This is a genomic window from Pseudonocardia sp. WMMC193 (assembly GCF_021728735.1).
GTDB lineage: Bacteria > Actinomycetota > Actinomycetes > Mycobacteriales > Pseudonocardiaceae > Pseudonocardia > Pseudonocardia oroxyli.
Window position 1 is genome coordinate 2,831,342 of the sequence record NZ_JAKKDO010000003.1, and the last position, 12,849, is coordinate 2,844,190.

At 74.2% G+C, this 12,849-nt stretch carries 10 protein-coding genes; 2 read left to right on the forward strand and 8 right to left on the reverse strand.

What is annotated here, in order from left to right:
• The first annotated feature begins 87 nt into the window (after positions 1 to 87).
• On the forward strand, positions 88 to 4,797 hold the full coding sequence (locus tag L3X23_RS14800) for an ATP-dependent helicase (protein ID WP_237192764.1): 4,710 nt from the start codon (positions 88 to 90) through the stop codon (positions 4,795 to 4,797).
• 260 nt (positions 4,798 to 5,057) lie between these two features.
• On the opposite strand, the gene L3X23_RS14805 is transcribed toward L3X23_RS14800, so the two are convergent.
• From L3X23_RS14805 to L3X23_RS14820, 4 genes are all read right to left on the reverse strand, one after another.
• Positions 5,058 to 6,278: an Ig-like domain-containing protein gene (locus L3X23_RS14805; protein ID WP_237192765.1), complete on the reverse strand. Its 1,221-nt coding sequence runs from the start codon at positions 6,276 to 6,278 to the stop codon at positions 5,058 to 5,060.
• 88 nt (positions 6,279 to 6,366) lie between these two features.
• Positions 6,367 to 6,798, reverse strand: a complete 432-nt coding sequence (locus L3X23_RS14810; RefSeq protein WP_237192766.1) for a hypothetical protein — start codon at positions 6,796 to 6,798, stop codon at positions 6,367 to 6,369.
• A 10-nt stretch (positions 6,799 to 6,808) separates the two neighbouring features.
• Positions 6,809 to 7,678, reverse strand: a complete 870-nt coding sequence (gene yidC / locus L3X23_RS14815) for a membrane protein insertase YidC (protein ID WP_237192767.1) — start codon at positions 7,676 to 7,678, stop codon at positions 6,809 to 6,811.
• 52 nt (positions 7,679 to 7,730) lie between these two features.
• On the reverse strand, positions 7,731 to 8,006 hold the full coding sequence (locus L3X23_RS14820; RefSeq protein ID WP_237192768.1) for a DUF6412 domain-containing protein: 276 nt from the start codon (positions 8,004 to 8,006) through the stop codon (positions 7,731 to 7,733).
• Between the two features lie 233 nt (positions 8,007 to 8,239).
• Between L3X23_RS14820 and L3X23_RS14825 the strand changes: the two genes are divergently transcribed.
• A complete protein-coding gene (locus L3X23_RS14825) occupies positions 8,240 to 9,070 on the forward strand; it encodes a DNA-formamidopyrimidine glycosylase family protein (protein WP_237192769.1) in 831 nt (276 codons plus the stop codon).
• A gap of 147 nt (positions 9,071 to 9,217) precedes the next feature.
• Here L3X23_RS14825 and L3X23_RS14830 read toward each other — a convergent pair whose 3' ends face one another.
• From L3X23_RS14830 to rimO, 4 genes are all read right to left on the reverse strand, one after another.
• Positions 9,218 to 10,030 (reverse strand): PspA/IM30 family protein, encoded by an 813-nt coding sequence (locus L3X23_RS14830; RefSeq protein ID WP_237192770.1) that lies wholly within the window; start codon positions 10,028 to 10,030, stop codon positions 9,218 to 9,220.
• A 221-nt stretch (positions 10,031 to 10,251) separates the two neighbouring features.
• A complete protein-coding gene (locus L3X23_RS14835; RefSeq protein WP_093079131.1) occupies positions 10,252 to 10,608 on the reverse strand; it encodes a helix-turn-helix domain-containing protein in 357 nt (118 codons plus the stop codon).
• A gap of 144 nt (positions 10,609 to 10,752) precedes the next feature.
• Positions 10,753 to 11,361 carry a CDP-diacylglycerol--glycerol-3-phosphate 3-phosphatidyltransferase gene (pgsA, locus tag L3X23_RS14840; RefSeq protein WP_237192771.1) on the reverse strand — a complete coding sequence of 203 codons (609 nt, stop codon included), beginning with the start codon at positions 11,359 to 11,361 and terminating at the stop codon, positions 10,753 to 10,755.
• A complete protein-coding gene (gene rimO / locus L3X23_RS14845) occupies positions 11,358 to 12,806 on the reverse strand; it encodes a 30S ribosomal protein S12 methylthiotransferase RimO (RefSeq protein ID WP_237192772.1) in 1,449 nt (482 codons plus the stop codon). Before rimO ends, pgsA begins: the two co-directional genes overlap by 4 nt.
• Between the last annotated feature and the right edge of the window lie 43 nt (positions 12,807 to 12,849).

Below are 12,849 nucleotides of genomic sequence, written 5' to 3' on the forward strand. Positions count from 1 at the left end.
TCCCGGGGGTGGCGCTGGCGGCGGTGGGCGTCCGGCTCGTGCTCGGTCGACGGGAAACTGTCGGGGGTCGACGGCATAGTGGTCGGGGTGAGCGCACTGGACGGTTTCTCCCCCGCCACCCGGGGCTGGTTCCGGGGCGCCTTCGCCGCGCCCACGGCCGCCCAGGAGGGCGCGTGGAGTGCCGCGCAGGCGGGGCGCAACGCGCTGGTCGTGGCGCCGACCGGGTCGGGTAAGACCCTCGCCGCCTTCCTCTGGGCACTCGACCGGCTGGCGTCCTCGCCGCCCGCACCGACGAAGCGGCGCTGCCGGATCCTCTACGTCTCGCCGCTCAAGGCGCTGGCGGTGGACGTGCAGCGCAACCTGCGCGCCCCGCTGACCGGCATCCGGCAGGAGTCGGTGCGGCTCGGCGATGCCGCGCCGGACATCACCGTCGGCATGCGGACCGGGGACACCCCGGCGGACGAGCGGCGGCAGTTCGCCCGCACCCCGCCGGACGTGCTGGTCACCACCCCGGAGTCGCTGTTCCTGCTGCTCACCTCGGCCGCGCGGGAGTCGCTGCGCGGGGTGGAGACGGTGATCCTCGACGAGGTGCACGCCGTCGCGGGCACCAAGCGCGGCGCGCACCTGGCCGTCTCCCTCGAGCGGCTGGACGAGCTGCTCGAGCGGCCGGCCCAGCGGATCGGGCTGTCGGCCACGGTGCGCCCGCTGGACGAGGTGTCCACGTTCCTGTCCGGGGCGCGCCCGGTCGAGATCGTGCAGCCGAAGACCCCCAAGACGATCGAGGTGCGGGTCGAGGTGCCCGTGCCGGACCTCGCCGCGCTGGGCGAGCTGCCCCAGCCGGGCAGTGCGGACGAGGAGGTCATCGGATCGGCGGCCGGGGGCGCCCAGCGGCCCTCCATCTGGCCCGCGGTGGAGCGGCGGCTGCTGGAGCTCGTCCGGGAGCACCGGTCCACGATCGTCTTCGCCAACTCCCGGCGACTGGCCGAGCGGCTCACCGCGAAGCTGAACGAGCTGGCCGCCGAGGAGGCGGAGGAGGCGGCCCCCGGAGCCGTCGATCTCGACCGGTTCCCCGCGGAGGCCATCGGCCAGTCCGGGGTCGGCGGGGGCGCGCCCCCGGTCGTCGCGAAGGCCCACCACGGGTCCATGTCGCGCGAGCAGCGCACCCTGGTCGAGGAGGAGCTCAAGTCGGGGCGGCTGCCGTGCGTGGTCGCCACGTCCAGCCTCGAGCTGGGCATCGACATGGGCGCCGTGGACCTCGTGGTGCAGGTCGAGGCGCCGCCGTCGGTGTCCTCGGGGCTCCAGCGGGTCGGCCGCGCCGGGCACCAGGTCGGCGCGGTCTCCCAGGGCGTGGTGTTCCCCAAGTTCCGCGGGGACCTGGTGTCCTGCGCGGTGGTGGCCGAGCGGATGACCGCCGGTGCCATCGAGTCGATGCGCTACCCGCGCAACCCGCTGGACGTGCTGGCCCAGCAGATCGTGGCGATGGTCGCCCTGGAGCCGTGGCAGCTGTCGGACCTCGCCGCGGTCATCCGGCGGGCGGCGCCGTTCGCGGCGCTGCCGGACTCCGCCCTGCACTCGGTGCTGGACATGCTCGCGGGCCGCTACCCGTCGGAGGAGTTCGGCGAGCTGCGGGCCCGGATCACCTGGGACCGGGTCACCGACGAGCTCAAGGGCCGCCCCGGCGCCCAGCGGCTGGCGGTCACCTCCGGCGGCACGATCCCCGACCGCGGCCTGTTCACCGTCATGACGCCGGGCGGTGCGGACGGCGCCGGCTCCCGCGTCGGCGAGCTGGACGAGGAGATGGTCTACGAGTCGCGCGTGGGCGACACGTTCCTGCTCGGCACGTCGAGCTGGCGGGTGGAGGACATCACGCACGACCGCGTGATCGTCACCCCCGCGCCGGGCGAGCCCGCGCGCATGCCCTTCTGGAAGGGCGAGTCGATCGGCCGCCCGCTCGAGCTGGGGCGCGCGATCGGCGCGTTCGTCCGGGAGATGGCGGGCCTGTCGGACGCCGAGGCCCGGGCCCGCGCCGCGGCGGCGGGCCTGGACGAGTGGGCGATCGACAACCTGGTCGCCTACCTGCGCGAACAGCAGGAGGCCACCCGCCACGTCCCGAGCGACCGCACGATCCTGGTGGAGCGCTTCCGAGACGAGCTGGGCGACTGGCGGCTCGTGGTGCACTCCCCCTTCGGTGCGCAGGTCAACGGGCCGTGGGCGCTCGCCATCGCGGCCCGGATGCGGGAGCGGCGCGGCGTCGAGGTGCAGGCGGCGGGCGCGGACGACGGGATCGTCCTGCGGCTGCCGGACGCGCTGGACGAGGCGGGCACCGAGATCATGCCCTCCGCGGAGGACGTGCTGCTCGAGCCCGGCGAGGTCGAGCAGATCGTGGTCGGCGAGCTGGGCGGGTCCTCGCTGTTCGCGTCCCGCTTCCGCGAGTGCGCCGCCCGGGCCCTGCTGTTGCCGCGCCGCGACCCCAAGCGGCGCAGCCCGTTGTGGCAGCAGCGCCAGCGGTCGGCCCAGCTGCTGGCGGTCGCGGGCAAGTACGAGCAGTTCCCGATCACCCTCGAAGCCATGCGAGAGTGCGTGCAGGACGTCTACGACCTGCCGGGCCTGCGAGATCTCATGGCGGACGTGCAGTCCCGCAAGGTCAAGGTCGTCGAGCTGCAGACGCCGCAGCCCTCGCCCTTCGCCCGCAGCCTGCTGTTCGGCTACATCGGGATGTTCCTCTACGAGCTGGACGCGCCGCTGGCCGAGCGGCGGGCGGCGGCGTTGTCGCTGGACTCCACGCTGCTCGCCGAGCTGCTGGGCTCGGAGGCCATCCGCGAGCTCCTCGATCCCGAGGTGCTGGCCGAGGTCGAGGCCTCCCTGCAGCGCACGGCGCCGGACCGGCACGCGAAGGACGTCGAGGGGGCGGCCGACCTGCTGCGCTTCATCGGGGACCTCTCGGTGGCGGACGGGCGCGCCCGCGGCGTCGACCCGGCGTGGCTGGCCGAGCTGGAGGCCCAGCGCCGCGCCATCCGGGTCCGCATCGCGGGCGAGGAGCGCTTCGTCGCGATCGAGGACGCGGGCCGGGTACGGGACGCGCTCGGCGCCCCGCTGCCCGTCGGCGTGCCCGAGACGTTCACCGAGCCGGTGCCCGATCCCCTCGGTGACCTGGTGCTGCGCTACGCCCGCACGCACGGCCCGTTCACCGCCGCCGAGTGCGCGGCGCGGTTCGGGCTCGGCGTCGCGGTGGTCGCGGGCGTGCTGGACCGGCTCACCGGGCTCGGCCGGGTGGTGAAGGGCGAGCTGCGCCCGCAGGCCGCCGGGGGCGCGGACGGCGTGGTCGAGTACTGCGACGCGGAGGTGCTGCGGCGGTTGCGGCGGGCCTCGCTCGCGCGGCTGCGGGCCGAGGTCGAGCCCGTGGAGCAGCGGGCGCTGGGGCGGTTCCTGCCGGCGTGGCAGGGCGTGCAGACCGGCTCGGCGGAGCGTCCGGAACGGCGCGGCCGCATGCGGCGGGCACCCGGCGCGGAGGACGTGCTCGGCGTGGTCGAGCAGCTGGCGGGGGCGCCGCTGCCCGCCAGCGCGCTCGAGTCGCTGATCCTGCCCGCCCGGCTGCCGGGCTACACCCCGGCCCTGCTGGACGAGCTGACCGCGGCGGGCGAGGTCACCTGGACCGGCTGCGGGCCGCTCGCCGGCAGCGACGGCTGGCTCGCGGTGGCCCCCGCGGACGTGGCGGACCTGCTGCTGCCCGAGCCCGACCCGGAGATCGCGGGCACCCCGCTGCACCGGGCGCTGCTCGCCGCGCTCGGCAAGCCCGATCTGGAGGAGCCCGCGGTGGGCGGCGGGGCGCTGTTCTTCCGCGGGCTGGCGGACCTGGCGGGACAGGGTCTCGTGGCGCAGGGCGAGGAGGCCCCGACGGACGAGGCCGTGGTCACCGCGATCTGGGACCTCGTGTGGGCCGGGCTGCTCACCAACGACACCCTCGGCCCGCTGCGTGCCCGGCTCAGCGGGGGCGGGTCCCGGCGGGGCGGGCCCGCGCACCGCACCCGCCGCACCGCGGGCCGCGGCCGGTACGCCCAGCTCCGTGCGGGCAGGCCGCAGCTGCCCAGCCGCACCGGGCCGCCGTCCGTCGGGGGTCGCTGGGCCCTCGCCGTGGACCGCGAGGCGGACGCCACCCGGCGCGCCCACGCGAAGGCCGAGGCGTTCCTGGAGCGCCACGGCGTGCTCACCCGGGGCGCACTGGGCACCGAGCGCGTGTCCGGCGGGTTCGCCGGGGTCTACAAGGTGCTGCGGGCGATGGAGGACTCCGGGCGGGTGCGCCGCGGGTACGTCGTCGAGGGGTTGGGTGCGGCGCAGTTCGCGGTCCCCGGTGCCATCGACCGGGTGCGGGCGCTGTCGAACCCGGACGTGGGGGCCTCCCCGGTCGAGCAGCAGCCCGGCGAGGGCAGGCTGTCCCGGGTCGTGCTCGCGGCGGCCGATCCCGCTCAGCCCTACGGCGCGGCCCTCCCCTGGCCCGCCACGGTCGGGGACGCCAAGCACCGCCCGGCCCGCAAGGCGGGCGCGCTGGTGGTGCTGGTCGACGGGGCACCGGCGCTGTACGTCGAGCGCGGCGGCAAGTCCCTGCTGTCCTTCACCACCGACCAGGACGAGCTGAGCGCGGCCGCCCAGGCGCTGGCAGGCGCCGTGCACGAGGGCTGGCTCGGCTCGCTGGCCGTCGAACGGGCGGACGGCGGCGGCGCACTGGGCTCCGCGCTGGCGGAGGTGCTGACCGAGGCGGGCTTCCGCGTCACCCCGAAGGGACTGCGCCTGCGGGCCTGAGCGCCGCGTGGACGTCCCACGCGTCAAGGGGCGCGGGCGGCGGGTGCCGCTTGGGCGTCCCACGCGTCAAAGGGCCGGGCGACGGCGTGACGCTTGGGCGCCCCAAGCATCACTGAGCGACGCTTGGGCGCCCCACGCGTCAAAGGGCCGGGTGACGGCGTGACGCTTGGGCGTCCCAAGCGTCAGGGGCCCAGCTCAGGGTGCTGAGCCGCCGCTCGCGCTCGGCCTACGGGTGCTGGGCGCGCACCTGGCCTCGGTGCTCAGGAGCCCGTCTGCCACTGGGCCCAGCTGAGCTCCCAGTCGCCGTAGGTGTCGTAGACCGGCAGCGGCGGGCCCCCGGAGTTCGTGATCTCGACGACGTCCCCGATGCCGAAGTGGTCGAAGAACCACTGGGCGTCGGCGGGCGCGAGGTTCACGCAGCCGTGCGAGACGTTCTCGTTGCCCTGCTGCCCGACCGACCACGGGGCGGAGTGCACGAACTCCCCGTCGTTGGAGATGCGCAGGTCCAGGTCGACCTTCTCCTTGTAGTAGCCGGGCTGACCGGCGCAGACACCGTAGGTGCAGGAGTCCATGATGATCGACGGCTGCTTGTCGGAGATCACGTGCGGGCCGGTGTGCGACGGGAACCCGGGCGCGCCGAGGCTGATGTTCATGGTCTTGACCAGGGCGCCGTTGTCGAAGATCTGCATCTGCTCGGTGGCGCCGTCGGCCTTGGCGACCCAGGCGTCGTGCACCGCCAGCTTCAGGGTGCGGTCGGTGGAGCCGTAGACGCCGTCCCCGAGGTCGACGCCGAACATCGCGGCCTTCAGCGTGATCGTGGTGCCCGCCTGCCAGTACTGCGCGGCCCGGTAGTGCACCTCGGTGTCCGAGATCCAGTACCAGGCCCCGACCTGGACGGGGCTGGTGGTGACCGTGAGCGCCTTCTCGGCGGCGGCGCGGTCGGTGATGGGGTGGTCGAAGCGCACGACCAGCGGCTGGCCGACGCCCACCGACGGGACGGAGTTCGGCGCGGGCACGAACGAGGGGTAGGCCTGGGCCTTCGGCGCGATCGTCGTGACCGTGGCGTCGGTGTGGCCGGGCGCGCGGTCGCGGTCGAGGGTGTCCACACCCACGGCGTACGTCGTCGCGTAGGCGAGCTCGCCGGTGGAGGTCCACGTCCGGCCGTCCGGTGCGAGGGTGCCCTCGACGGCCTTGCCCTTCGGGTCCGTGACCCGCACGGCCTGCGCGGTGCCGTCGGCGACGGTCACGGTGATCGGCGTCGTCGGGTTCAGGTCCGACGCCGGGGTCACGTGCACGATCGGCGTGGGCGCGTGGTCCGGCGCGGCGGGCTCGGCGACGGGCACGAGCCCGTCCGATCCGAGCACCCCGGCGACCGCGGGCGAGCGCACCCCGACGAGCACGCCCAACCCGAGCACGACCGCCACCACCAGACCGAGCACCGCCCGCATCCGCTTCCGCCCCTCCCGTCGACCGAGGATCATCATGCTCCCCGCGCGCGGCGCGCCTGCGGCGGTACGCGAACGTCCGTTTCGCGTGTTTCCGCAGGTCGGACAGACCGGACAGACCCCGCTATCCGACCGCGGTGACCAGGTCCGCGAACGAGGCCTGCAACGCCGTGAGGTCCGGGCCGCAGGCGTCCGGGCCGCCTGCCGGGGCCCCGCCGTTCCCGACGCACGAGTCCTGGGCGAGGCGGTTCACGGCCGCGTCGACGGCGTCCGCCGCGCGGGTCAGCGCGTCCGGCGACGCGACCGACCCACTCTCGGCCCGCGCCGCCGGCACCACGTTCTGGACCTCGCGCACGAACCGCCCGCAGTTCGGGTAGGCCTGCGCGCCGGGCTGCGTCACGCACTCGTCCGACGACAGCGCGGCCAGCTTGGTGCGCAGGGCGGGCAGGGTGGCACTCGGCCCACCGCCCGAGCTCGCGGTGTGCGTGGTCGCCGCCCCGCACCCGCCGAGCAGGGCGAGGGCGAGCACGAGGACGAGCACGCGGACGGTTCGCACGCGGCCCACGCTACGACCGTCGTCGAACCGGCTTCTGACCGGGCTTCGGTGCGCGGGCCGGCGGGCGTGGCGCGACCGCGTCCGGCACCACCACGACCTCGCGCTCCACGATGCACCCGAGCACGTGCTGCTCGACGAGGGTCCACCCGTTGTTCGCCAGCCAGTACACGAGCACCGCGACCAGCAGGAACGGCACGCTCGCCAGCGCACCGAGCGGGAACACCCACGGCAGCGCGCGCATGATCCGCGGGGCGTCGGGCTGGGTGCGCAGCGAGCGCCGCGCCGTGACGTGCGTGGCGACGGCGGCGAGCACTGCCAGCGGAAGCGCCACCGCCAGCACCTGCCACGACGTGACCGACGCGCCGCCGAACGAGTCCAGCAGCGACTGCGGCATGGTCACGTACGCCGACAGCGGGGCGCCGAACAGCCGCGCCTCGAGGAACGAGCGGACCTCGTCGGGGCCGAACACGTAGTTGGGGATGGCGGCGTTCTGCTCGAAGGTGAGGCCGGGGCGGTTGAAGTAGCGCAGGACGTGCAGCAGTGCCAGGAACACCGGCGCCTGCAGCAGGGCGGAGGCCATCCCGCCGAAGGCCGACACACCGTGTTCGGCCTGCAGCGCGCGCGTCTCGGCGACGAGCTTCTGCGGATCGTCGCGGTGGCGCGCGCGCAGCTCGGTGAGCCGCGGGGCGAGCGCGCGCATGCGGTGTGCCGAGCGCAGTCGGCTCAGCGCCGGCCTGATCATCAGGGTCCGGAGCGTGAGCACCAGGAAGATCACGGCGAGGGCCCAGGCCACGCCGTCGTCGGGGCCCAGGACCAGGCCGAACACCTGGTGCCAGAACCAGAGCACGGCGGACACGGGGTAGTACAGGAAGTCGAGCACGGGTCTCCTCCGGTCGGGGTGTCAGGGACACACCGGCGGTGGAGCGGACTGGCTACACCGCCGGGAGGGGACCCGACGGAGCACGTGCGCGAGTGCGACCCGGGGCGTCCGGGTCGAGGAGCCGCGGAACCCGACGTCCGGGATCGCGGTGGTGCCGATGCCGCGCGACGACGGCGGGCGGCCCGGCCAGGCGGCTCGGCGCGGCGACCCGGGCGAACCCGAGCGCGAACAGCGCGGCCCCCACGATCCCGACCAGCACCGACGGCTCGGCGGCGGTGAGCGCGAACCCGGCCACTGACAGCGCGAGCAGCGCCACGACCCAGCCCATCCCTCTCACCTCAGCGACGCTACCAGCGCCGGCGTTGCGGGTGCCGTGGCGCGTCCCGGGCGGGTGCACGTTTCGTGCTCTCAGCGCTGCATGATCACCGGTTGTGCGCCGAGAGCGCTGTGCCAACCGCGCCGAGCGCACACTTTCGCGGATCGAGCAGCGTTGAGAGCACGAAACGTGTACCCGCGCCGTCGGAATCGCCGAGCGGTGCGGTCGCCGGTAGGTTCGGACGCGTGCCTGAAGGGGACACCGTGTACCTGGCCGGGAAGCGGCTGCACGCGGCGCTGGCCGGGCAGACGCTGGTCCGCGGGGAGATCCGGCACCCGCGGCTCGCGGCGGTCGACCTGAGCGGCGTCGGCGTGACCGGGGTGGCCTCGGTGGGCAAGCACCTGTTCACGCGTTTCGACGACGGCACCAGCCTGCACTCGCACTTCCGGATGGACGGCTCCTGGCACCTCTACCGCCCCGGCATGCGCTGGCGGCGACCCGAGTACGAGGCGCGGGCGGTGCTGGAGGTGCCCGAGCGGGTCGCGGTCGGGTTCGCGCTGCACGACCTGGAGCTGCTGCCCACGGCGGAGGAGGACCGGCTCGTCGGGCACCTGGGCCCCGATCTGCTCGATCCCGCCTGGGGCCCTGCGCACGAGGCGGAGGCGCTGCGCCGGATGCGGGCGCGGGGCGATCACGAGCTCGGGCTGGTGTTGCTGGAGCAGCGGGTGATGGCGGGCGTCGGGAACCTCTACAAGACCGAGGTGTGCTTCCTGCTGGGGCTCACGCCGTGGACCCTGGTGCGCGACACGCCCGACCTCCCGGGGGTGATCGCCCTGTCCCGGAAGCTGCTGCTGTCCAACGCGGACCGCCCCGAGCAGACCACCACGGGATCGCTGCACCCGAACGAGGCACACTGGGTGTTCGAGCGCGGCAACCGCCCGTGCCGCCGCTGTCGCACCCGGATCCAGATCGCCGAGCAGGGTGCGGGGGTCTACGCCCGCCCCGCCTACTGGTGCCCGCGCTGCCAACAGGGCCCCGCCCCGGCCCCCACGCGCCCCCGCACCCGCCGTCGCTGAGCCGCCGCCAGGGCCAGGCCGCCGCCCGGTGAACGGCGCCCTCGCTCACGAGGTGTGAACCAACGCGCCGCCTCGCTGCTCGGGGGCCGAACACACGAACGGCGCTTCCGCTCACACCTAGTGAGCGAAAGCGCCGTTCGTCGTGGATCAGGCGGTGCCGGGCTGCTGCTGGGTCTGCGGCGAGCTCTGCGGCGACGCCGGGATCTGCTGCGTGGGCTTCTCGCCGCCGGTGATCGAGTTGCCCGCCATCGAGGCGCGGATCTGGTCCAGCCGCGAGGCACCCGCCATGTCGACGGTCGCCTGCTGGACCTCGAGCATGCGGCCCTGCACGGAGTTCGACGCGAGCTCCGAGGCACCCACCGCGTTGGCGTAGCGCTTCTCGATCTTGTCGCGGACCTCCTCGAGCGACGGGGTGTTCCCCGGCGCCGAGAGCTCGGTCATCTGCTGGAGCGACTTGGCGGCCTGCTCCTGCATCTTGGCCTGCTCGAGCTGGCTGAGCAGCTTGGTGCGCTCGGCGATCTTGGTCTGCAGCTGCATGGCGTTGCGCTCGACGGCCTGCTTGGCCTGCGCGGCCGCGCCGATCGACTGGTCGTGCAGGGTCTTCAGGTCCTCGACCGACTGCTCGGCCGTGACGAGCTGGGTCGCCGTGGCCTGCGCCGCCTGCTCGTACTGCCCGGCCTTGACCTCGTCGCCCTGCGCCCGCGCCTGGTCGGCCAGGACCAGCGCCTGCCGCGCCGAGGCCTGCAGCTTCTCGATCTCCCCCAGCTGCCGGTTGAGCTTCATCTCGAGCTGGCGCTGGTTGCCGATCACGGCCGCCGCCTGCTGCGAGAGTGCCTGGTGCTGGCGCTGCGCATCCTCGATGGCCTGCTGGATCTGCACCTTGGGGTCCGCGTACTCGTCGACCTTCGACGAGAACAGGGCCATCAGGTACTTCCAGGCCTTTGTGAAACCGTTGGCCATCTGCTCCGCCTACCTCCGAGTGCGAAAACCGGTCGAGCGGACCGCGTGTCCCCCCGCGACCGCCATCGTGGCATCGCGACGTGGGCTGCCGCCACCGCGCACGGACGATATCGGGGATCGTCCGGAGGCCGCCGTCGGGGCGACCCTGGGCTCCAGGCTACCGGTCGTCGCGCGCAGGGGCGCGCAGATCCGGACCAACCGGACAATGCCTCAGGAAGCTCTCAGGCCGCGGACGCCACCGGGGTACCGGGCCGACCCGACATCGCGGAGCGCACCGGCGCCAGCCGCAGGTCGGTGTGCCGCTGCCCGATCGGGACCAGCGTCTCCGTGCGCCCGACGAACTCGACGGCGGTCATGTCCTCGACGACCTCGGTCAACAGGTCGGCGAGCGAGATGTCCAGCGCCTCGCAGATCGCCGCCAGCAGCTCGCTCGAGGGCTCCTTGCGCCCGCGCTCGACCTCGGAGAGGTAGCCGAGGCTGACCCGGGCGGCGCGAGAGACGTCTCGCAGCGTGCGCTTCCGCAGGGTGCGGGCGCGCCGAAGACTGCCACCGATCGCCTCACGCAGCAGCAGAGCCATGTGCCCACCCCTCTCGTCCGTGCCCTCCACCGTATCGGGTCCGGCCCTCGCGTGCCCCCGTACGACCCGTCCGCTGTGGGCGAACAGCGAGGCGGGCGACCGAGCGGGTCCGTGCAGTCCGTGCGGTCGGTGCAGTCGGTGCGGTCAGTGCGGGCGCACCGCGGTCCGCCGCAGCCGCAGCGCGCGGGCGACGTAGTCCACGCCCGTCCCGACGGTCAGCACGACCGCCGCGGCCATGAACGTCCACCGGACGATCTCGACCGACGACACCTCGGGCAGCGGCAGCAGGTAGAGCCCGATCGCGAACGTCTGCACCAGGGTCTTGAGCTTGCCGCCGCGGCTGGCCGGGATGACCCCGAAGCGGAGCACCCAGAACCGCATCAGCGTGATGCCGATCTCACGGCCGAGGATCAGGACGGTCACCCACCAGTACACGATCCCCAGCAGCGAGAGCCCGATCAACGCCGCGCCCATCAGCGCCTTGTCCGCGATGGGGTCGGCGATCTTGCCGAACGAGGTCACGAGGCCGCGCCTGCGGGCGATCTCGCCGTCGAACCGGTCCGTGATGGCCGCGACGGCGAAGAGGACGGCGGCGATGAACCGCCAGGTGACGTCCGTGCCGTCGGACGTCAGCAGCGCCGCCAGGAAGAACGGGACGATCAGGATCCGGACCCCGGTCAGGACGTTCGCCAGGTTCAGGATCGGCGCCTCCGGCAGCGGGGAGGCCTGCTCCCCCGCCGGCACGGCACTCATCCGCCTGCCGCCGCGACGAGCCCGGGCGCCTCGACCAGCACCTCGAGCGCCCGCACGACCAGGTCCGCGCCCTCGGAGTCGACGACCTCGGCCCGCACGAAGGACCCCCGCACCAGCTCGACGTCCCCCGCCTCGAACACGCACTCGCCGTCGACCTCCGGCGCCTGGTGCGCGGCCCGCCCCACGGCGTCCTCGGTGTCCGACTCCTCGGTCTCCACCAGCACGACGACCCCGGTGCCGATCCGCTCCTCGGCCCGCTGCGCCATGAGCTCGTCCACGAGGGCGGTGATCCGCGCGACGCGCGCGGCCACCTCCTCGGGGTCGATCTTGCCGTCGTAGCCCGCGGCCTCGGTGCCGTCCTCGTCGGAGTAGCCGAAGACGCCCACGGCGTCCATCCGCGCGCCGGTCAGGAACGTCTCGAGCTCGGCCAGGTCCTCCTCGGTCTCCCCCGGGAACCCGACGATCACGTTGCTGCGGATGCCCGCCTCCGGGGCGAGCGTGCGGATCCGCGTGCAGAGCGAGAGGAAGTCCTCGGTGGAGCCGAACCGGCGCATCCGCCGCAGCACCGCGTTCGACGAGTGCTGGAACGACAGGTCGAAGTACGGCGCGATCCCGTCGGTGGTCGCGATGACCTCGACGAGGTCCGGACGGGTCTCGGCGGGCTGCAGGTAGCTGACCCGCACGCGCTCGATCCCGTCGATCGCGGCCAGGTCGCGCAGCAGGCCCACCAGCGCGCGGGTGCCGCCGGGGAGGTCCTTGCCGTAGGACGTCGAGTTCTCGCTGACCAGCACCAGCTCGCGGACGCCCTCGCGGGCCAGCCAGGCGGCCTCGGCGAGCACCTCCTCGGGTGCGCGGGAGACGAACGATCCGCGGAAGGAGGGGATGGCGCAGAAGGCGCAGCGCCGGTCGCAGCCGCTGGCGAGCTTCAGCGACGCCACCGGACCGTCCTGCAGCCGGGCCCGCGGGACCCAGTCGTGGCCCGGGATCGCCCGCTCGGACGCCTGCCGCTCGACGGGCGCGATCGGCAGCAGCGTGCGGCGGTCGACGGGGACGTGCGAGACCGGGGCGTGTCCGTCGAGCACGTCCTGGAGGCGCTCGGCCAGGTCGGGGTAGGCGTCGAAGCCGAGCACCGCGTCCGCCTCCGGGAGGGACTCGGCCAGCTCCTTGCCGTACCGCTCGGCCATGCAGCCCACCGCGACGACCTTCGCGCCCCGGTTCGCCGCCACGTCCGACGCCGACAGCAGCGTGTCGATCGAGTCCTTCTTCGCCTGCTCGACGAACCCGCAGGTGTTGACGACGATGACGTCCGCCTCGTCCGCCTCCGCCAGCTCCCAGCCGGAGCCGGCGAGCCGACCCGCCAGCTCCTCGGAGTCGACCTCGTTGCGGGCACAGCCCAGCGTCAGCAGGGCCGCGCGACGCGGCGAGGCGGGGGAAGTCACGGCCATCAGGGTAGACGGGAGCCCGCCGAGCGCGGTGTCGCCCTTCCCG